21 protein-coding genes and 1 pseudogene are annotated in these 18,717 nt (G+C 65.6%); 15 read left to right on the top strand and 7 right to left on the bottom strand.

Annotated features, from left to right (window positions below; genetic code table 11):
• Positions 1-29 precede the first annotated feature (29 nt).
• From hslO to queE, 4 genes and pseudogenes are all read left to right on the top strand, one after another.
• The gene (gene hslO / locus ACZ1JS_RS08185) at positions 30-944 is read left to right on the top strand and encodes an Hsp33 family molecular chaperone HslO (protein WP_465168487.1); all 915 of its coding nucleotides are present in this window, start codon (positions 30-32) and stop codon (positions 942-944) included.
• A 22-nt stretch (positions 945-966) separates the two neighbouring features.
• On the top strand, positions 967-1,386 hold the full coding sequence (locus tag ACZ1JS_RS08180; RefSeq protein ID WP_465168486.1) for a DUF3617 domain-containing protein: 420 nt from the start codon (positions 967-969) through the stop codon (positions 1,384-1,386).
• Positions 1,387-1,539: 153 nt separating this feature from the next.
• Positions 1,540-2,239, top strand: a pseudogene (gene queC, locus ACZ1JS_RS08175) (7-cyano-7-deazaguanine synthase QueC).
• Positions 2,236-2,871 carry a 7-carboxy-7-deazaguanine synthase gene (gene queE / locus ACZ1JS_RS08170; RefSeq protein ID WP_465168485.1) on the top strand — a complete coding sequence of 212 codons (636 nt, stop codon included), beginning with the start codon at positions 2,236-2,238 and terminating at the stop codon, positions 2,869-2,871. The pseudogene queC and the gene queE overlap by 4 nt, the downstream one beginning before the upstream one ends.
• Here the strand turns inward: queE and ACZ1JS_RS08165 are convergent.
• Both ACZ1JS_RS08165 and ACZ1JS_RS08160 read right to left on the bottom strand, forming a co-directional pair.
• Positions 2,868-4,448, bottom strand: coding sequence for a sensor histidine kinase (locus ACZ1JS_RS08165; protein ID WP_465168484.1), 1,581 nt, complete (start codon positions 4,446-4,448; stop codon positions 2,868-2,870). The two genes, queE and ACZ1JS_RS08165, sit on opposite strands and share 4 nt — an antisense overlap.
• 10 nt (positions 4,449-4,458) lie before the next feature.
• Positions 4,459-4,719 carry a NepR family anti-sigma factor gene (locus tag ACZ1JS_RS08160; RefSeq protein ID WP_242116485.1) on the bottom strand — a complete coding sequence of 87 codons (261 nt, stop codon included), beginning with the start codon at positions 4,717-4,719 and terminating at the stop codon, positions 4,459-4,461.
• A gap of 152 nt (positions 4,720-4,871) precedes the next feature.
• Between ACZ1JS_RS08160 and ACZ1JS_RS08155 the strand changes: the two genes are divergently transcribed.
• The 3 genes from ACZ1JS_RS08155 to ACZ1JS_RS08145 all read left to right on the top strand — a co-directional run bounded on the left by ACZ1JS_RS08155 (position 4,872) and on the right by ACZ1JS_RS08145 (position 6,606).
• Entirely contained in the window at positions 4,872-5,678 is an 807-nt protein-coding gene (locus ACZ1JS_RS08155) for a response regulator (RefSeq protein ID WP_465168662.1), read from the top strand.
• Positions 5,679-5,717: 39 nt separating this feature from the next.
• Positions 5,718-5,855, top strand: coding sequence for a hypothetical protein (locus ACZ1JS_RS08150; RefSeq protein WP_465168483.1), 138 nt, complete (start codon positions 5,718-5,720; stop codon positions 5,853-5,855).
• A 115-nt stretch (positions 5,856-5,970) separates the two neighbouring features.
• The gene (locus ACZ1JS_RS08145) at positions 5,971-6,606 is read left to right on the top strand and encodes a sigma-70 family RNA polymerase sigma factor (RefSeq protein ID WP_465168482.1); all 636 of its coding nucleotides are present in this window, start codon (positions 5,971-5,973) and stop codon (positions 6,604-6,606) included.
• Between the two features lie 88 nt (positions 6,607-6,694).
• Here the strand turns inward: ACZ1JS_RS08145 and ACZ1JS_RS08140 are convergent, their stop codons facing one another.
• Positions 6,695-6,868 (bottom strand): hypothetical protein, encoded by a 174-nt coding sequence (locus ACZ1JS_RS08140; protein WP_465168481.1) that lies wholly within the window; start codon positions 6,866-6,868, stop codon positions 6,695-6,697.
• 89 nt (positions 6,869-6,957) lie between these two features.
• Here ACZ1JS_RS08140 and ACZ1JS_RS08135 point away from each other — a divergent pair, with 89 nt between their 5' ends.
• From ACZ1JS_RS08135 to ACZ1JS_RS08100, 8 genes are all read left to right on the top strand, one after another.
• Positions 6,958-9,630: a bifunctional [glutamine synthetase] adenylyltransferase/[glutamine synthetase]-adenylyl-L-tyrosine phosphorylase gene (locus ACZ1JS_RS08135; RefSeq protein WP_465168480.1), complete on the top strand. Its 2,673-nt coding sequence runs from the start codon at positions 6,958-6,960 to the stop codon at positions 9,628-9,630.
• Positions 9,611-10,072 (top strand): thioredoxin-dependent thiol peroxidase, encoded by a 462-nt coding sequence (gene bcp / locus ACZ1JS_RS08130; protein ID WP_465168479.1) that lies wholly within the window; start codon positions 9,611-9,613, stop codon positions 10,070-10,072. The genes ACZ1JS_RS08135 and bcp overlap by 20 nt, the downstream gene beginning before the upstream one ends.
• 279 nt (positions 10,073-10,351) lie before the next feature.
• Complete coding sequence (locus ACZ1JS_RS08125; protein ID WP_465168478.1) at positions 10,352-11,503, top strand: M23 family metallopeptidase; 1,152 nt, start codon at positions 10,352-10,354, stop codon at positions 11,501-11,503.
• 68 nt (positions 11,504-11,571) lie between these two features.
• Entirely contained in the window at positions 11,572-11,907 is a 336-nt protein-coding gene (gene erpA, locus ACZ1JS_RS08120; protein ID WP_465168477.1) for an iron-sulfur cluster insertion protein ErpA, read from the top strand.
• Between the two features lies 1 nt (position 11,908).
• A complete protein-coding gene (gene xth / locus ACZ1JS_RS08115) occupies positions 11,909-12,679 on the top strand; it encodes an exodeoxyribonuclease III (RefSeq protein ID WP_465168476.1) in 771 nt (256 codons plus the stop codon).
• A complete protein-coding gene (locus ACZ1JS_RS08110; RefSeq protein WP_465168475.1) occupies positions 12,676-13,434 on the top strand; it encodes a transporter in 759 nt (252 codons plus the stop codon). Before xth ends, ACZ1JS_RS08110 begins: the two co-directional genes overlap by 4 nt.
• A 195-nt stretch (positions 13,435-13,629) precedes the next feature.
• Complete coding sequence (locus ACZ1JS_RS08105) at positions 13,630-13,944, top strand: hypothetical protein (protein ID WP_242116475.1); 315 nt, start codon at positions 13,630-13,632, stop codon at positions 13,942-13,944.
• 24 nt (positions 13,945-13,968) lie between these two features.
• Positions 13,969-14,187, top strand: coding sequence for a hypothetical protein (locus ACZ1JS_RS08100; protein WP_465168474.1), 219 nt, complete (start codon positions 13,969-13,971; stop codon positions 14,185-14,187).
• Between the two features lie 45 nt (positions 14,188-14,232).
• On the opposite strand, the gene ACZ1JS_RS08095 is transcribed toward ACZ1JS_RS08100, so the two are convergent.
• From ACZ1JS_RS08095 to lptF, 4 genes are all read right to left on the bottom strand, one after another.
• On the bottom strand, positions 14,233-15,390 hold the full coding sequence (locus ACZ1JS_RS08095; protein ID WP_465168473.1) for an N-acetyltransferase: 1,158 nt from the start codon (positions 15,388-15,390) through the stop codon (positions 14,233-14,235).
• Positions 15,391-15,458: 68 nt separating this feature from the next.
• Positions 15,459-16,217, bottom strand: coding sequence for a sterol desaturase family protein (locus ACZ1JS_RS08090; RefSeq protein WP_242116472.1), 759 nt, complete (start codon positions 16,215-16,217; stop codon positions 15,459-15,461).
• Positions 16,218-16,311: 94 nt separating this feature from the next.
• Entirely contained in the window at positions 16,312-17,403 is a 1,092-nt protein-coding gene (lptG, locus tag ACZ1JS_RS08085; protein WP_465168661.1) for an LPS export ABC transporter permease LptG, read from the bottom strand.
• Positions 17,403-18,596: an LPS export ABC transporter permease LptF gene (lptF, locus tag ACZ1JS_RS08080; RefSeq protein WP_465168472.1), complete on the bottom strand. Its 1,194-nt coding sequence runs from the start codon at positions 18,594-18,596 to the stop codon at positions 17,403-17,405. The genes lptG and lptF overlap by 1 nt, the downstream gene beginning before the upstream one ends.
• Between the last annotated feature and the right edge of the window lie 121 nt (positions 18,597-18,717).

Below are 18,717 nucleotides of genomic sequence, written 5' to 3'. Positions count from 1 at the left end.
CCGGATGTCGGGCCACAGGGAGCCCGATCTTGTCCGAACCCGTCCGCCTGCCTGATCTCGATCGTGCGATCGGTTTCACGCTGCCCGATCATCATGCCCGCGGTCGCGTCGTACGTCTGGGGCCGGTGGCGCAATCGATCCTTGCCGCCCATGCCTATCCCGCACCGATCGAAAAGCTGCTGGCCGAGACGCTGGCGCTGACCGCGCTGCTCGGGTCGACCCTTAAGGAAGCCGAAGGGCAGTTGACGCTGCAGGCGCAAACGCAGGGCGGGATCATCCGCCTGATGGTCGCTGATTACAAGAATGGCGAACTGCGCGGCTATGTCGATTTCGATGCCGAGCGGCTGGCCGAACTGGGCGAGGACCCGTCGCTGTTCGCGATGTTCGGGCATGGCTATCTGGCGATCACCTTCGATCAGGTGACGTCGGGCGAGCGCTATCAGGGCATCGTCCCGCTGGACGGCGATTCGATCGCGGCGGCGGCGGAAAGCTATTTTCTGCAATCCGAACAGATACCGTCGCTGGTCCGTCTCGGCATCGGCGTCGACGATAATGGCCAGCGGATCGCCGGCGGCATCTTCCTGCAGCATCTGCCCGAGGGTGAGGAAGGGCGCGAGCGGTTGCACGTCCGGCTGGATCACCCCGAATGGCACCATGTCGAGGCGCTGGGGTCGACGATGGGGGCGGACGAACTGACTGATCCGATGCTTCCGCTCGAAACACTGGTCTGGCGCCTGTTCAACGAAGAGCGCGAGGTCCGCATCCTCGCCAGCACCGATCTGTCGCGCGGATGCCGCTGCGACCGCGATTACATCGCCGGCGTGATCTCGCGCTTCCCGGTCGAGGAACGCGCGGCGATGGCCGACGAAAATGGCATCATCACCGTCGACTGCGCCTTTTGCGCGACGAAATTTCCGCTCGCGGTAGCCGACATCGCGTCCTGACACGCGCGGGGAGGGGGACGTCATGGGGATTAGGTCGTTACGCTTAGTCGCGGCGGCGCTGGTGCTGGCGTCGGGGGCGGCGGTGGCACAACCCGCCGCTGCGCCGACATTGACCGCGATGCGCGCGGTGGCGCCGGGCAACTGGTCGCTTCGCGCAAGCGGATCGCCCGAAGCGGCGCGAGCCAGTTGCTTCACCGATACCGCGGCGTTTCTGCGCCTGCGGTTGCGCGCCGCCCAGTGCAGTCGGTTTGTGATCGATGATACGCCGCGTCTGTCGACCGTCCATTATACCTGCCCCGGCATCGGCCATGTCCGCACGACCATCCATGTCGATACCCCGCGATCGCTGCGTATCGAGAGCGAGGGCATTGCCGACGGCATGCCCTTCGCCGACGCCTATGAAGCGCGGCGAGTCGGCAATTGCGCCCCCGGACAGCGTTAAGCCTATGTTTAGGCCGGACGGATTATACGATGTGCGTGTCCGGTTGGGCACGCATGTTTCCCCTAAAGCATGGCACCCTCCGGGCCGCGTCACTGCGGCCCGCTCTTTTTCGGGCGGTTGCTCCGGCGCGCCGAAAGTCTTAGCGAGCGCAGCATGACGAATTCTCCCCTCAGCGTGGTGCTGGTGTCGGGCGGGCTCGAACTCGATGGTGTCGGCGGCGCTGGCACGCGAGGCGGGCCACCGGCTGCTGGCGCTGTCGATCGATTACAACCAGCGGCATCAGGTCGAACTGGCAGCGGCGAAGCGGATCGCGGCGCTGCTCGGTGCGGAACGGCATGTCATACTGCCGCTCGACCTGTCGGCATTCGGCGGATCGGCGCTGACCGACATGTCGATCGACGTGCCGAAGGACGGTGTCGGCAACGATATCCCGGTCACCTACGTCCCGGCGCGCAATACCATCTTCCTCAGCCTTGCGCTCGGTTGGGCGGAGGCGGCGGGCGCTCGCGATCTATGGATCGGGGTCAATGCGCTCGACTATTCGGGGTATCCCGACTGCCGCCCGGACTTCATCGCGGGGTTCGAGGCGCTGGCCGAACTGGCCACCCGTGCCGGCAGCGATGGTGCGCGCTTCCGCATCCATGCCCCGCTGCAGCATATGACCAAGGCCGATATCGCGCGGGAAGCGGACCGGCTGGGACTGGACGCAGGGATGAGTTGGACCTGCTACGATCCGGTCGGCGACCTGCATTGCGGACGCTGCGACAGTTGCCGGCTGCGCGCGCGCGGCTTTGTCGAGGCGGGGCTGCCCGATCCGACCCGCTACGCGGAAACGCCCGACACCGGCCGATGACCTATTCGGTCAAGGAAATGTTCCTGACCCTGCAGGGGGAAGGGGTTCATGCCGGGCGACGGGCGGTCTTCGTCCGTTTCGCCGGGTGCAATCTGTGGACCGGGCGCGAAGTCGACCGTGCGACGGCGATCTGCCGCTTCTGCGATACCGATTTTGTCGGGACCGACGGCGTGGGCGGCGGCAAGTTCGCTGACGCTGCACAGTTGGCGGCGGCGGTCGCCGGCCATTGGGGGCCGGAACCGACGCGGCGCTTCGTGGTGCTGACCGGCGGCGAACCGATGTTGCAGATCGACGACGCGCTGATCGACGCGCTGCACCGTGAGGCTTTCGAGATTGCGATCGAAAGCAACGGCACGATCGCGGCGCATCCCGGCATCGACTGGATCTGCATCAGCCCAAAGGCCGGCAGCGAGGTCGTGCAGCGGCATGGCGACGAACTGAAACTCGTCTGGCCCCAGGCGGGCATCGACGTTGACGCGATCGAGCAATGGGACTTTGCCCATCACCTCGTCCAGCCGATGGACGCAGTCGGACAGGAAGCGTTCAATCGCGACGAAGCGGTCGCGTTCGCGATGGCGCGTCCCCGCTGGCGGCTGTCGCTGCAGACGCACAAGCTGCTCGGCCTTCGTTAGGCCGGTTTCGCGGCGATCGTGATTTCATAGGCGCCGATCAGCGGATCGTGGTGCAGCGGTGCGCGCAGCTGACGGGACAGGCCGAGGATGATCCGGCCATAGCGGCTGGCGACCAACGCATCGAGCTCTTCGCTTTCGACCAGCGCAGGCGAGCTGGTACGCAGCACTGCCGTTTCGGTATCGGGTACGGGCCGCAACGAAACGCCGATCTGCGCCTGCGGATTGACCGACGCCGCCAGCTCGATCAGCTCGGTCAGCAGGAACGATACGGCAACCGCGACGTCCTGCGTCACCAATACCGGTTCGACGTTCAACGTGATGCCGAGTTTTGCGGTTTCGCTGGCCGACGTCGCGCGAATGTTCGACGCCAGCTCACCGATCACCGATTTCAGTTCGAGGCCACGATTTTCTTCCATCTCGGCATAATGATGCCGGTGAACGACCGCGAGCGCATCGACCCGCCGCTGGATCGTCGCATAGGCATCGGCGGCTGCCGCGCCGTGCGCGCTGCGAGCATGGAAATTGATTAGGCTTGCAATGACTTGCAGGTTGTTCTTGACGCGGTGATGTACCTCGCGCGTCAGCTTCGTCTGGCGCACCAGGCCGTCGGCCATCGATTGTTCGTGACGCTCGACGGTATGGGTCAGTTCCTGGAACGTCTCGCCCAGATCGGCAATCTCCTGTGCGGGGATCGCGCCGAGATTGACGTCGGCCATCGGATGGCCCGGCCGATAGCGTTCGATATCGTCGCGCAGTCGCCGAAGCGGACGGATCAGCAACCGGTCGACCACGAACCAGCCGATGCCGGTCGCCGCGAACCACATCACCAGCGGGAGCAGCATCGCGACGATCGTCGAGGAGGTGATGGGCGCGCGGCGCACCGCCATGGTGAAGGCGAGGTCGTCGATGCTCAGCGGAATGCTCACCCGCTCCAGCCGCTCGATCCCCGATTCGGGTGGCAGCATGGACAGGCTCAGTTCACCATCGTCAGCATGGAGGATGCCGCTTTCGAACGACGTCGGGAAGGCACTCGACTGCGACCGGTCGCGCAGCAACGCCGCAGGAAAAAACGCCACCGCACGGGCGGCGTTGGGGCCGTGGATATCGAGCACGACCCCGGCATCGGGAACCAGTTGTGCCCGCACGCCACCCGCATCGGGTGCTCCGACCATGCGCACCGGTATGGCGGTTCCGCAAACCAGCCGCCCGTCGGCCGAGTAGATCGCGAAGCGCGCACCCGCCGTCGATTGTTGCGCGAACACCCCCTCGACCCGCGCGCAACTCGGCGAATTCGCCGGATCGGACGACAAGGCGGTCATCGCAACGCGCAGCGCCGTCATGTCGCCACCCAGTTCGATCGCGATGCCGCGCGATGCCTCGATCGCAGCGACGCGCAGCCGCGCCCGCAGATCGATATCGGCGATACGCGAAGTCTGCAGGGTCGCGAACAGCGCGATCAACGCCAGCGGCAGCAGCGCGGCGCTCAGAATCAGCATCAGTTTCGCGCCGGTCGGCACGCGGCGCAGCGCGGTGGCCGGGCTGGGCGACCGCCGCTTGGCTGTTACAGTATCGGTCACACCGTCGAGGCTATTTGAGCTTGTTCAGCAGGTCGAGCATCTCGTCGGGAACCGATTCACTGGCTGCATCCTGATATACGGCGCGCAACGCGTTACCCAGGCTGGACGTGTCTTTCTTGTCCGGCTGCGTCGTCCCCGCGGGTTTCGCGTTCGACTGCTGAACCGACTTCTCACCATCCTTCACGAAGCTATGCCTTCCCCCGACGCCCGGACAAACGCCGGCACGAATACCTAACCGCCGACCGGCATCAAGACTGGCTTGCATCAGCATGTCGGGCGCACAGGAAACAAAAGACGTGCTCGTTGGTTCCATGCATCGACGCGAACTCGGGGGAGGCGTCTTTCCCGTGCCGTATCGTTGTAGAACGCAGTGTGCGAACCGGCATTCCTCGCCGGGTCGTGACGAAGGAGATTTACCTGACCATGTCGCTCGGACAGCAGCTTGCGCCGCACCTCCCCTTCCTCCGGCGCTATGGCCGAGCACTCACCGGCAGCCAGAGCGAGGGCGATCAATATGTCCGCGCGACGCTGGAAGCGATCGTGGCCGCCCCGGAAGAATTTCCGCGCGACGTCGATCCGCGCCTCGGCCTCTACCGCACCTTCCAGGCGATCTGGGCGTCGTCGCAGCCAGAAGCGTTCGGCGCCGCCAGCGCATCGGGTACCGAGAATGAAGCGATCGCACAGGCGCGCCTTGCCCGTATCGCGCCGCTGTCGCGGCAGGCGCTGCTGCTGACCGCGATGGAAGGCTTCACGGCCGAGGATGCGGCCTATCTGATCGACGCCACGCCCGAGGAAGTCGAGGAACTGGTCGCCGAGGCGCTGCGCGAGATCGAGCAGCAGACCCGGTCGCGCGTCATGATCATCGAGGACGAGCCGCTGATCGCGATGGACCTCGAACAGATCGTCCGCGATCTGGGGCATGAGGTGACCGGCGTCGCGGTTACCCGCGACGAAGCGGTCGCGCTCGCCATGCAGGACCGGCCGGGCTTGGTGCTGGCCGACATCCAGCTTGCCGACGACAGTTCGGGCATCGATGCGGTCAAGGACATCCTGTCCGAATTCAACGTGCCGGTGATCTTCATCACCGCCTTCCCAGAGCGTCTGCTGACCGGCGAGCGGCCTGAGCCGACCTTCCTCATCACCAAGCCGTTCCAGCGGTCGACGGTGAAGGCGGCGATCAGCCAGGCGCTGTTCTTCGACGAAGCGACCGTACCGGAAGTCGCGGCGTAACGGTACGGACCCAAAACGATCTTCGGGGGTTGATAGGCGATGGCAGACGATCAAGACCGCATCCATGTCAGCGCCACCGAAGCACGGGCCGGCGCTACCCCCGGGGTCACCCGCTACGTCCTGGCAGTGTCCCTGATCGCGGTCATCGCGGTCATGGCCTATATATTGCTGTCCTGATACGCGTTCCGGCGCCGTCGCTCGGTTCATCCCGGCGGCGCTGGAAATCGACGATCGGCACCCCTATGTTCGGGTCAGCCCCACACCGGGCCGACTGCGTATCGAACGGATAAGAATGACTGAATCCGACATCAACGAGGACGCGGCAGGCGAAGTGCAGGAGCACGTCGCGCTTTCCGATCCCGAGTTCAAGAAGCAACTGGCGCAGGTCATTCCCCATTTGCGCGCGTTCGGCCGTTCGCTGTCGGGCAGTCGCGACCTTGCGGACGATCTTGTGCAGGAAACGCTGCTCAAGGCATGGGCGGCGCGACAGCGTTTTCAGGCGGGCACCAATATGCGCGCCTGGACATTCATCATCCTGCGCAACCTGTATCTGTCGCAGATGCGCCGTGCGCGGTTCAAGGGCGAGTGGGACGATCTGGTCGCCGACCGGATTCTTGCCGCACCGGCCAGCCAGGATCGGCATGTCGAACTGGCCGATATGCAGCGTGCCCTGCTACATCTTCCGCAACCGCAGCGTGAAGCCTTGATCCTCGTGGGTGCGGGCGGGTTCGCCTATGAGGAAGCGGCGGAAATCTGCAACGTCGCCGTTGGTACGATCAAAAGTCGCGTGGCCCGTGGTCGCGTGGCGCTCGAAGCGTTGATGTCCGAGGGCAAGCTGCCGTCGCGCGCCGAACAGCCCGATAACCACGGACAGACGGTGCTCGATACGATCATGGGTGAAGTCGACGATCTGAGCCGCGATCGCTGACGAAAGTTTTATCGCCGGCTATCCGTCCGCCCTGCAGGCGGCGGATGGTCTAATGTGACACAGTATCCTTAGTGTCACATCGAGCAGATCAATAGTCCGTTTCGTTCAGCCGCCGAAGATGCTCGACCCATAAGGGCGGCATTATGCCATCGCCGTTGAACACCTTGCGCAGCGCCTTCCCGATGCCGTCCGTCGGCGACGGACCGCGCACGACTTGTCCGCGGTCGGACGAGGGAGTGCCAAGGGTCGGTTGCGTTGCCATGTATTTTCCAACGTGCGCATCCGCATTTCGTTTCCATCGGTCGAGCGGTAGGACAGGGTAAGTTTTCTGCCCCGGAGTGCGATCCAGCGATGCATCTGCCATTCGAACTGCTTGATCGCATCCGTTCCGGGTCGCCCTTCCTGTCGGTTTTGCTGGATCGCGAAGCAACGTTCGTCGAGGCGTTGCCCGGCTTTGCGGTCGATGCGCTGGCTGCGGTCGCTGCCGATCCTACGCTGCCGCTGGCGCAACGCCTGCGGGTCGAGCGGCGACGGATCGCCTTGCTGGTGGCGCTGGGCGATCTGTCAGGCGCCTATGACCTGCGGCAGGTGACGCGCACGCTCAGCGATTTCGCCGACAGCGCGCTGCACCGCGCGATCGTCGCGGCGATCGAGGAACGGACGCCGGGTGCCGAGCCGGTCGGCTTCGCGGCGATCGCGCTGGGCAAACAGGGCAGCCACGAGCTGAACTATTCGTCCGATATCGATCCGATCCTGATCTACGACCCGGCGACGCTGCCCCGGCGCGACCGCGACGATCCCGTCGAGGCGGCGGTGCGGATCGGCAAGCGGGTGGTCGAACTGCTGCAGGCCCGCGATGGCGACGGCTATGTGCTGCGCGTCGACCTGCGGCTGCGTCCCTCGCCGGAGGCGACGCCGATCGCGCTGCCGATCGATGCCGCGGTCTCCTATTATGAATCCGCTGCACTACCATGGGAGCGGGCGGCCTTCATTCGTGCGCGGGCGGTGGCGGGCGACGTCGCGCTCGGCAACCGCTTCCTCGACGCGATCCGGCCGTTCGTCTGGCGGCGCGCGCTGGATTATGGCGCGATCGGCGAGATCCGCGAGATCACCCGCCGCATCCGCGACCATTATGCGCAGGGCCAGGCATTCGGCCCCGGATACGACCTGAAGCGCGGACGCGGCGGCATTCGCGAGGCGGAATTCTTCGCGCAGGTCCATCAGCTGGTCCATGGCGGGCGCGACCCGACGCTCCGCGCGCCTGCCACGCTCGATGCGCTGACGGCGCTGGCGGCGGGCGGCCGGATCACGGCCGACGAAGCGCGGGTGATGGCCGATGGCTACACCCTGTTCCGCACGATCGAGCACCGGTTGCAGATGGTCGACGATCGCCAGACCCACAGCCTGCCCGACCAGCGCGAGGCGCTCGACCGGGTCGCGCGGCTGCACGGCGCGGAAGATGGTGCGGCGCTGCTGACCCTGCTCGCACCGCATGTCGCGGCGGTGGGCGCAGTCTATGACCAGCTCGACGGCGCGTCCGTGCAGGGTCTTCCGGTCGATCCGCAGACGCTGGCCGGCCGCCTCGAAACGCTCGGCTTCGCATCGGGCGAACAGGCCGCGCGGCGGATAGCCGACTGGCGCGGGGGCGCCTATCCGGCGCTGCGCAGTCCGGCGGCGCGGGCGGCACTGGAGGACAGCCTGCCCGGACTGATCGCCGGGCTGGCAACCGCGTCGGACCCGCAGGCGGCGCTGCTGCGGCTCGATGCGATGCTGGCGCGCCTGCCCAGCGCGATCAACCTGTTCCGTCTGCTGGAGGCCCAACCGGCACTGGCCCGGCTGCTCAGCACGATCCTGTGCCATGCGCCGACACTGGCCGAGGCACTGGCGCGGCGGGCGACGCTGCTCGACGGGCTGATCGATGCGCGTGCGCTCGAACCGGTCGGAACGGTCGCGGAACTGGCGACCGAAATGGCGGCGCGGCAGGCGGAAGGCTATGAACGGCTGCTCGACCATGTCCGCGACGTCGTGAACGAGAAGCGGTTCATGCTGGGCGTGCAGGTGGTCGCCGGGACCGGCGATCCGCTCGCCGTGGCGGACGGTTATGCGCGGGTGGCGGAAGCCGCGGTCGAAGTGCTCGCCGCCGCCACCGTCGCGGAATTCGCGGAGCGTCACGGCCGGGTGCCGGACAGCGAATTGATCGTCCTGGCGCTCGGCCGGTTGGGTGGCGGGGCGCTGACCCACGCCTCCGACCTCGACCTCGTCTATTGCTTCACCGGCGACTTCTCGGCGGAATCGGACGGCGCCAAGCCCTTGGGCGCGGTGCTCTATTACAACCGGCTGGCGCAGCGGCTGACCGCGGCCTTGTCGGTACAGACCGCGTCCGGACCGCTGTACGACGTCGATACGCGGCTGCGGCCCTCGGGGGCGCAGGGGCCGCTGGTGGTCTCGCTTGCCGGGTTCGAGCGCTATCAGCGCGAGGATGCGTGGACCTGGGAGCATATGGCGCTCGCCCGGGCGCGACCGATCGTCGGATCACCGGCCGGGCGCGTTGCGGCGGCGGACATCATTGCACGGGTGCTGGCGGGGGATCGACCGGACCGCGATGTCGCGGCGGAGGCAGTGACGATGCGTGGCGACATGGCGCGCCACAAGCCTCCCGCCGGTCCCCTCGATGCGAAGCTGGCGCCGGGCGGCCTCGTTGATCTCGAGTTCGCGGTCCATGTCACGCAGTTGCAAAGCGGGGAGGGGCTGTCACCACGACTGGGCGAGGCGATCGATGCGCTGGCGGCGGCCGGCCGGTTGCCGGCAGGGCTGCATGCGGCGCATGATTTCCTCACCCGGCTGATCGTTGCAATGCGGCTGGTCGCGCCCGATGCGCAGGTCCCGCCCGAAGCGACGCGACCGATCCTCGCCGCCGCGCTGGGCTGCCCCGACTGGCCGACCGTACTTGCCAGGCTCGATGCTGCGCGGCAGGTGGTCGGCGATACGTGGCAGGAGATAGCGAATGGCGTTGGCGATCGGTGACATGCTGCCTGCGGGCGAACTGGTGCTGGCGGACGGCACGCCGCTGTCGTTGCACGATCGGCTGGGAAAGCCGCTGGTTCTGTATTTCTATCCCAAGGCTGATACGACCGGCTGTACGCGCGAAGCACAGGATTTTTCGGCACTTACCGACGATTTCGAACAGGCCGGGGCAAGCGTCGTCGGTATCTCTCGCGACACGCCGGCGAAGCTGGCGCGCTTTGCCGAGAAACATGCGCTGGCCGTGACGCTGGCGAGCGATGCCGATGGTAGTGTGTGCGAGGCGTTCGGCGTCTGGGGCGAAAAGCAGATGTACGGCCGGACCTATATGGGCATCGAGCGCGCGACCTTCCTGTTCAATGCAACAGGCCGGCTGGTCCGCGAATGGCGCAAGGTGAAGGTCGCCGGCCATGCCGCCGACGTCCTTGCCGCGGTTCGGTCCTGATCCCGGCGAATCGATTGCAGGCGATGGCACAGTCGATTTGGCGGCGGTGGCAGGCCCTTCCGATGCAGATGGTTAAACGACTGACCGCGCCGGTACGACGCTTTGCCGCGCGGGTGCCGCCGGACGCTTGCGCAACCGGGCCACGATCCGGCAAGTCCTCGATCCGTCGACGCGCGGTGGGGCAAAACCGTCGGGACATTGGGGTTCATCGTTCGTGTCGGCGCTTCCGACGCGTGCATAACGCTCGGATAGCGGGACAGAATGTCGATTAATTCCGTATTGAAAAACAACGTCGCTCCGTTCGCCGGGTTCCGTTCCATCTTCCGTACGCGGCATTTTCTGTTCCATGACGGCGGCCAGCTCCGCCGCCACACCATCACCGGCCGCAATCAGGCCGCGGCCGCGGGCCTTGCCGCGGTTACCATCGCCTTCTCGGCATTCGGCATGAGCCAGGCGGCGACCGGTGCGGTCGCGACCTCGGACGAAAAGGTCGCGGCGATGCAGCAGCAGGTCGATGCGATGCGCGCCGATGTTGCCCGCCTTCACGCCGATGCCCGCGCGCATGCCGCCCGGCTCGACAAGCGGCAGGCAGCGCTGGCGGCGGTGCTGACCGGTGACGAGGATGCCGATGCGCTGGCGCTGGCCGCGCTCGATCAGGCGCCTGCCACCGGTGCCAATTTCGTCACCCGTCCGTTCGAACGCGTCGCCCGGCAACAGGCCGCGATGGCGTCGCAGGCCAAGGCGATCGCCGATGCCCGCTATGCCGATACCGCGCGAACCATCCGCAAGCTGGGGCTGAACCCGCGCCGCGTGATGCCGGCAATGGGTGGCCCGTACGAACCGGTCGATGCCGCCACCGCTGCCGCGGCGACCGCAGCTTCCGCCACCGCCGATGCGCAGGCCGATGCCCAGTTCCGCGCCCTCTTCCTCAGCTGGAAGAAGCTCGACACGCTGGAACAGGCGGCGATCTCCATCCCGTCCTATCAGCCGGTCGAACGCCTGTCGTTCACCAGCAATTTCGGCGTCCGCTCCGACCCGTTCCGTGGCACCGCAGCGATGCACGCCGGGGTCGATATTCCCGGACCGATCGGCACCCCGGTCTATGCCACTGCCGACGGCATCGTCGCCCGCGCCGAACGCGCCGGCGGCTATGGCAATCTGATCGAAGTGAACCATGGCAAGGGCATCGCCACCCGCTATGGCCATTTGTCGAAGATTATCGTCCATGACAGCCAGCGGGTGAAGCGCGGCCAGTTGATCGGGCTGATGGGTTCGACCGGCCGGTCGACCGGCAGCCACCTCCATTACGAAGTCCGCATCGACGGATCGGCGGTCAATCCGGCCCCTTATCTGCAGGCGGGTGAACTGGCGATGGCGGCGGATCGTGCGCAGCGGCAGCGGGTGGCGATGGGCGGTCCCGTCGCCGACTGATCCGTGGGTGACGGGCCCATCACGGACTGCCCGTTGCCGATCGGTCGCGGCGCGCTTATCTGAACGCGATGACGACCAGCACCGACATTTCCCTGTCGCCCTCCGCCGCGCAACGCGTCGCGGCGATCGCGGCGAAACAGGCCAAGCCCGCCATCCTGCGCCTTTCGGTCGAGGGGGGCGGTTGTTCGGGTTTCCAATATCGCTTCGGACTGGCGGAAACGGTCGAGAGCGACGATAGCGTTGCACAGACCGATGGCGTTACGTTGGTCGTCGATCCGGTCAGCATCGATCTGGTCCGCGGCAGCGAGGTCGATTTCGTCGAATCGCTGGGCGGCGCGGCGTTCCGCGTGACCAATCCGCAGGCGGCATCGGGCTGCGGCTGCGGCACCAGCTTCGCGATCTGACGTGCGGATCGTCACCTACAACGTCAACGGCATCAAGGCGCGACTGCCCCGGTTGCTCGAATATCTGGCGGGGGAACAGCCGGAGATCGTCTGTCTGCAGGAGCTAAAGTCCAGCGACGATACCTTCCCCGAAGCCGATATCCGCGCTGCTGGCTATGGCGCGCTATGGCACGGGCAGAAGGGGTTCAACGGCGTTGCGGTGCTGGCGCGGGGCGCCGACCCCGTCGAGCGGCAGCGCGGCCTGTCGGGTGAACCCGAGGACGAGCATAGTCGCTATCTGGAGGCGGAGGTCGACGGTCTGGTGGTCGCCTCCATCTATCTGCCCAACGGCAATCCGCAGCCGGGGCCGAAATTCGACTACAAGCTGCGCTGGATCGACCGCCTGCGCGACCGGGCGGCGGCGCTGCTGACCGAGGAACGCGCGGTCGTGCTGGCGGGTGACTATAATGTCATTCCCAACGACGACGATGTCTTCTCGGTTCGGGCGATGCAGAGCGATGCGCTGATGCAGCCCGAATCCCGGGCCGGGTACCGTGCATTGCTGGCGCAGGGCTGGACCGACTCGCTACGGACCCGCTTTCCGAAGGGTGGCGTGTGGACCTTCTGGGACTATCAGGCTGGATCGTGGCAGCGCGATGCCGGGTTCCGGATCGATCACCTGTTGCTCAGCCCGATCGCCGCCGACCGGCTGGTCGATGCCGGCGTCGACAAGGCGTATCGCGGTCGGGAAAAGGCAAGCGATCACGCGCCGACCTGGGTCCGCCTGCGTTGATCGCGCGGCTGGCGGCGCTGGGCGCGGTGGCGGCGCTGTCGACCACCGCTGCGGCGGCGCGCGACTATTGTCCGACGCGGCCGAGCCTCGGCCAGTCGGCTTGCGTGCTCGATCCCGGCCGGGCCGCCATCGAAACGGCGCTCGCGGACTGGGAACGCGACGACGATAGCGATACCGTCCTGTTCGGCGACAGCCTGTTCCGGCTCAGTCTGACCGACCGGATCGAGGCGCAGGTGAACTGGACGCCGCTCGGCATCGAACGCGACCGAGGCGATGGCCGGCGGACGACGCGGACCGGGGATATCGAGGTCGGCGGCCGGATCGCGCTGCGTAATCCCGATGGCAAGGGGTTGTCCTATGGCGTGCAGCCATCGGTCACGGTGCCGGTCGGACGCTCGCCGATCGGCGGCGGCGGCTGGGGGGCGGGGGTCGTCGCACCGATCAGCTACGATCTCAGCAAGGTGCTGAACCTGCAATTCTCCCCTGAACTGGCGTGGATGCCGCGCGAGGACGCGGCAGGGCATATGGTGGCGACGACCGCGACCCTTGGTCTCGGCATCACCTTGTCCGATCGGTGCCAGCTGACGGCGGAGGGGCAATGGTCGCACGACGACGAAGCGACCGAGCATCGCGTCGCGCTTGCCATCGCATGGCAATTGTCGCCGGACTTGCAGATCGATGCGGGCGGTGTCGCCGGCCTGGATGCCGATACGCCGAAATTACGGATTTATAGCGGGGTCTCGCACCGTTTCTGACCGGTGCCGATCGATGCATGGGATACTATCCCAACCGATGGCGGTATTTCCCGCGGATTGGTGGCGGATACCACATCTACAACTGTAGTCATTTGTTAAGATATTGATAAATAACGAAATTTAAAACTGGCACGGTCGCTGCAAAGCTACTGGCATGTCCGGCAACACACCGGACGCGCACAGGGAGACAGCATCATGACCGCCATTCGCTTCGCCACTTCGATCGTTCTCGGCCTCGTTGCCACCACCTCGGCCTTCGCCGCCGAACCCGAAGCGGCACCGGTCGCCACGCCCAGCCCAGTTGCCGCAACTGCCGCGGTTTCGGCGCTGCCGCTGACCGTCACGCTCGCCGCCGGCCCTGCCGCCGTCGCGTACAAGGCCGCACCGAACGCGCGCTACTGCTTCCGCACCGAACGCACCGGTTCGCGCATCATGCCGCGCGTCTGCAAGACCCGGGGCGATTGGGAAGCGATGGGGGTCGATCTCGACGCCGCGCTGGCTGGCCGCTGATTTCGGGAACGGGAGGGACTATCCATGATCGCAACCTTGCTGGCCGCATTGATCGCCACCGCCGCGCCCGCCGCCGAAGCACCTGCGCAACCGGCCACGCCGGTCGCCACCACGCCACGCGTCAAGCGCTACTGCATTCTCGATCGCCGCGAAGGGGCGCGGCTGAAGGGAAAGATTTGCCGAACCCGTGACGAATGGCGCACCCGCGGCTTCGACCCCGTCCTGGTGCTGAGCGGGAAGTGACGGCGACGATCGCCGCCGGGGCGGGGCACCCGGCGGCTGTCGGCGTCACAGTGTCCGTTCGTACATCTGATAAACGCGATTGATCTTGCTATCGATGGTGGTAGCGATCGCGTTCATGCCTTGATTATCATCGAGCACCCAGCCGATCTCGCCGCGAGAGGCACCGAATTTGGCCACTGCATCGCGGCGGATATATTCGATCATCATAAAGGCAAGCTGGCTCGCCATGCGCGATGCCTGCAGCTTCTTGACGACGCCCATCAACGGCACGCGCATCGTCCGTGCCTTGGGCGCACGCAGCCATAGCAGCAGTTTCAGCCAGTTGAACGGCAGCAGCGACCCGCCCATGGGTTTGAGCGGCTCGTTCATGTCCGGCAGCGTGATCATGAACGCGACCGGCTCGCCGTCCAGCTCGGCGATGCGGATCAGGTCCTCAAACACCAGCGGTTTCAGCTTCTTGCCGACGTCGTCAACCTCGGGCTGGGTCAGGGGCACGAAACCCCAATTGTCCGACCATGCGTCGTTGAGGATCCGCAGGATGATCGCAGCCTCGTCGGCGAACTTGGCCTTGTTGACCCGGCGGATGCGGATACGCTCATTCTTCTCGCCGGCAGCGACGATGCGCTGAACGATCGGCGGAAAATCCTTGGTTATGTCAAGCTCATAGGTCACCAACTGCTTGACGGGAGCATAGCCGGCGCTCTCGATCCAGCCACGATATTGCGGCAGGTGATGGCCCATCAGCACCGTCGGGCTGTGATCGTGCCCCTGAATGAGCAGACCCGGTTCTTCCCAGATCGACAGCGCGACCGGACCGATCGCGCGGGTCATCCCCTTGTCGCGCAGCCACTGCTCGGCCTGCGCGATCAGCGCCTTCGCGGTCGCCTCGTCCTCCGCCTCGATCATGCCCCAGAAGCCGACACCGGGGCCAAAGCCCTTCTCGGTCGGCATAGTCAGCGCAAGCGTGTCGATATGGGCGGAGATACGGCCGACGACTTGTCCGCTACGTTCGGCGATGAAGAGTTGGCCATCGGCATGGCTGAACCAGCCATTCTTCTTCGGGTCGATCGTTGCCGCGACCTCGGTCTTGAGCGGCGGCACCCAGTGCGGATCCCGGGCGTAGATCCGGTAGGGAAGGGCAATGAATGCCTTGCGATCGGCTCCGTTCAGAACCGGACGAACCTTCACCAGTGTATCCGACATTGCTTCCCCCCAAACGACAACGGGGCGGCAATGCGCCGCCCCGTATCAAACATCAAATGACAAATCGGTCATCCGCGATAGCGGGGATGCCCCTTGGCGACGCCACCCGACAGTTCGGCAACCTTCGGATATTTCTTGGCAACTTCCTCGGTATAGCCGAGGTTGAACACCGTCGCGCTCTTTTCCGGGCGTTCCGACCGTTCGTAATGGGTGCCGAACACCTTGTCCCAGAAGAAGTTGGTAATGCCGAAATTGCCATGTTCGTCATGGAAATGGTGCGCCATATGCTTGCGCTTCCATGCCACCAGCAGCTTATTCTTCGGCTTGTAGGCCAGATGCTGGATGCAGTGGCAGAATTCGTAGAAGCAGGTCGTCAGCAAGCCCGTGGCCAGCGCCGCCATCGCCCCGCCGAACCCGCCGATCAGATATCCGATCGGTGCCGTCGCAATTGCGATCGCGGGCAGGGTGGTGTGCAATGCGCCGAACAGCACCTCCAGATGATTGGGGTCCTGATGGTGATCATAGTGGATGCGCTTCCACGTCGCGGCGAGCGGCGAAATCTTGAACATCCAGTTCGAATGCAGCACCCAGCGATGCAGCACATACCATACGAACGGATAAGCGAGGACAGCCACCCCGACCGATGCCAGCGTCGGCAGGAGCGGTGCGGGCGACCAGACGAACAGCCCAATCGCGACGAACGACAGCGCGATATAGGCGATGATTGCCGGGTACTGAAAATACGCGACGACAAGCTCCTTGAAGGTCATCTTGTCGAGATGGTGCGACTTCTTCCAGAAGCCCTGCTTCTCGGTGATCGCGTTCATCGGGCCAACTTCCTCAACTCATTCCTCGATCGGGCGATGCCGCCCATCCTCCGCATCTGGGGACGATTTGCGGCCAAAGTACGACGATCCTGCGTCATTCCTCGGTTCGGATCAGCACCGCTTCGCCGATCAGAAAGAACAGCAGGAACGGTGCCCATGCCGCTAGGAACGGGGGATAAGCGCCAAGGTTGCCCATCGCCAACGCAAAATTGTCCGCCACGAAATAGGTAAAGCCGAGCGCCATGCCAATGACCGCGCGCACGAACAATTTTCCCGAACGCGCCACACCGAATGCGGCGACCGCCGCGAGCAGCGGCATCAGCACCGCCGACAGCGGCCCCGACAGCTTGTGCCACAGCGCGCCCTCCAGCGCCTTGGTCGGGCGACCGGCCTCGACCAGATCGTCGATCGCGCGCGACAATTGGGCGAAGGACAGGCCGTCGGGATCGACATTTTGCAGCGTGAACTGGTCGGGCCGTACGCCGCCGGCGATGCGCAGCGTGCCCAGTCGTTCGCGAACGCCGGTCGCAACGGTGAAGCGTTCGGCATTCTCGATCCGCCACGCGCCATTCTCGCGCCGGCCGCTGCTGGCCGTCGTCAAGGCGCGGAGCGATGAGCCATCGCGGCTGTAGACTGTGATTCCGCGCAGCCTGGTCTGCTCACCACGTCCCGTCACCCGTGCGACCTGGATCAGATTGTCGCCGTCGCGGACCCACACATTGGTACGGTCGCCGCGATCGATCGGCATCGCGCCGTAATCGACATCGTCCCACGCCGTCAGCGTCGCCGTCGCCCGCGCCACCACGCGTTCGTTGAACGCGAACGACAGCGCGGCGACCCCGAAGCTGGCAAGGATCAGCGGCGCGAGGACCTGATGCGCCGACAGGCCGGCCGCCTTCAGGCTGATGATCTCGCTATTCTGGTTCAGCTGGGTCAGCGTCAGGATCGTGCCGAGCAGCACCGAGAAGGGCAGGAAGCGTGCGACGATCTGCGGTGCGCGCAGCGAAATGTAGCGCAGGATTTCGGCCTGCCCGTTGCCCGGCTGCGCGAGAATCTTGCCGCTCTCCGACAACAGGTCGAGCGCCTGCAGCACCAGCACCAGCGCGAACAGGATCGCGAACGTGCGCACGAGGAACAGCCGCGCCATGTAGATGGCGACCGTCGTCGATGGAAAGAAACCGCGCATCACGCGGTCGCCTTGCGACGGCCGGGCAGGTATCGGCCGATGAACTTGCCGATCTTGGCCGCGCCGCGCTCCAGCCCGCCGATCGGCTCTCCGCCCGGCACGCGCGCGATCACCCAATAGAGGCGGAACACCAAAGCCGCGAACAGCAGGAACGGTACCCACAGGGCGAGGATCGGATCGATCCGCCCAAGCCCGCCGACCGCTTCGCCATATTCGTTGACCTTGTGATAGGTCACGATCATCACGATCGACAGGAATACGCCGAGCGCGGACGACGACCGTTTGGGCGGCACGCCCAGCGCCAGTGCCAACATCGGCAGCAGGAACATCGTCGCCACTTCGGCCAGACGGAAGTGGAAGTTGGCCCGCGCGCCGTCGCGATCCTCCTCGCTGACCTTCGGGTCATGGCCGGTGATGGCGAGCTGCGGCAGCGTCTGTTCAAGGTCGCGTCCGCCGCGCGGGCGGAAGCTGCCGAACTTGGGCAGGTCGATCGGCAGGTCGTGCGCGGTGAAGGTCAGCGTCCGTGGTACCCGGAAGTCGGGCGAATTATGGATGAGCGTCCCGTTGGTCAGGCGAAAGATGATCGTGTTGGGATCGTCGGTGCGCAGAAACTGGCCGCGTTCGGCGGTGACGCCCAGCCATTGGCCGTCGGGCCGGCTAGCCTGCACGAAAATGCCGCGCAGGTCGGCCCCTGAATTTCGGCTTTCCTCGATGCGCAGCGTCATCCGTTCGCCGAGCTTGGTAAACTCGCCGACCTTGATCGATGCCCCGAGCGCGCCGGTGCGCAGTTCGAAGCGCAACGCTTCGTAATTATAGCGGGCCAGCGGCTGGATATAGCCGACAATAGCAAGGTTCGCCGCTGCCAGCACCGTAGCATAGATGAACGGTACGCGCAGCAGCCGCCAATAGCTCATGCCGACGCCCAGCATCACGTCGAGTTCGGACGAGGTCGCCAGCTTGCGGAAGGCGAGCAGGATGCCGAGCATCAGTCCGATTGGAATGCCGAGTCCCAGATATTCGGGCAGGAGGTTGGCGAGCATGCGCCACACGACACTGACCGGTCCGCCCTCCGCCGCGACGAAATCGAACAGCCGCAGCATCCGGTCGAGGACGAGCAACATCGCCGAAATCAACAGCGTAGAGAAAAGCGGCACCGCGATCAGCCGGGCCATGTAGCGATCGATCGATGGCATGGGGGACGGCTATACCGAAGGTTGCGAGCGAAGCTAGTCCCCACAAATCTCCCCGCTTCGCGGGAGGGGGAGCGCCGCGAAGCGGTGGTGGAGGGGGAGGGCCGCAAACGATCCGTTTGGG

The sequence above is a fragment of the Sphingomonas sp. BL-S-05 genome (assembly GCF_055521695.1).
Note: the sequence above shows the minus strand (reverse complement) of the source record. Positions and strands in the feature narration are given on the sequence as shown.

What these genes read in the sequence shown, in the direction of transcription:
- ACZ1JS_RS08180 (WP_465168486.1), top strand. Translation starts at nt 967, where the DNA reads ATGGGGATTAGGTCGTTACGCTTAGTCGCGGCGGCGCTGGTGCTGGCG.
- queE (WP_465168485.1), top strand. Translation starts at nt 2,236, where the DNA reads ATGACCTATTCGGTCAAGGAAATGTTCCTGACCCTGCAGGGGGAAGGG.
- ACZ1JS_RS08160 (WP_242116485.1), bottom strand. Translation starts at nt 4,719, where the DNA reads ATGCTGATGCAAGCCAGTCTTGATGCCGGTCGGCGGTTAGGTATTCGT.
- ACZ1JS_RS08155 (WP_465168662.1), top strand. Translation starts at nt 4,872, where the DNA reads ATGTCGCTCGGACAGCAGCTTGCGCCGCACCTCCCCTTCCTCCGGCGC.
- ACZ1JS_RS08150 (WP_465168483.1), top strand. Translation starts at nt 5,718, where the DNA reads ATGGCAGACGATCAAGACCGCATCCATGTCAGCGCCACCGAAGCACGG.
- ACZ1JS_RS08145 (WP_465168482.1), top strand. Translation starts at nt 5,971, where the DNA reads ATGACTGAATCCGACATCAACGAGGACGCGGCAGGCGAAGTGCAGGAG.
- ACZ1JS_RS08140 (WP_465168481.1), bottom strand. Translation starts at nt 6,868, where the DNA reads ATGGCAACGCAACCGACCCTTGGCACTCCCTCGTCCGACCGCGGACAA.
- ACZ1JS_RS08135 (WP_465168480.1), top strand. Translation starts at nt 6,958, where the DNA reads ATGCATCTGCCATTCGAACTGCTTGATCGCATCCGTTCCGGGTCGCCC.
- bcp (WP_465168479.1), top strand. Translation starts at nt 9,611, where the DNA reads ATGGCGTTGGCGATCGGTGACATGCTGCCTGCGGGCGAACTGGTGCTG.
- erpA (WP_465168477.1), top strand. Translation starts at nt 11,572, where the DNA reads ATGACGACCAGCACCGACATTTCCCTGTCGCCCTCCGCCGCGCAACGC.
- ACZ1JS_RS08105 (WP_242116475.1), top strand. Translation starts at nt 13,630, where the DNA reads ATGACCGCCATTCGCTTCGCCACTTCGATCGTTCTCGGCCTCGTTGCC.
- ACZ1JS_RS08100 (WP_465168474.1), top strand. Translation starts at nt 13,969, where the DNA reads ATGATCGCAACCTTGCTGGCCGCATTGATCGCCACCGCCGCGCCCGCC.
- ACZ1JS_RS08095 (WP_465168473.1), bottom strand. Translation starts at nt 15,390, where the DNA reads ATGTCGGATACACTGGTGAAGGTTCGTCCGGTTCTGAACGGAGCCGAT.
- ACZ1JS_RS08090 (WP_242116472.1), bottom strand. Translation starts at nt 16,217, where the DNA reads ATGAACGCGATCACCGAGAAGCAGGGCTTCTGGAAGAAGTCGCACCAT.
- lptG (WP_465168661.1), bottom strand. Translation starts at nt 17,403, where the DNA reads ATGCGCGGTTTCTTTCCATCGACGACGGTCGCCATCTACATGGCGCGG.
- lptF (WP_465168472.1), bottom strand. Translation starts at nt 18,596, where the DNA reads ATGCCATCGATCGATCGCTACATGGCCCGGCTGATCGCGGTGCCGCTT.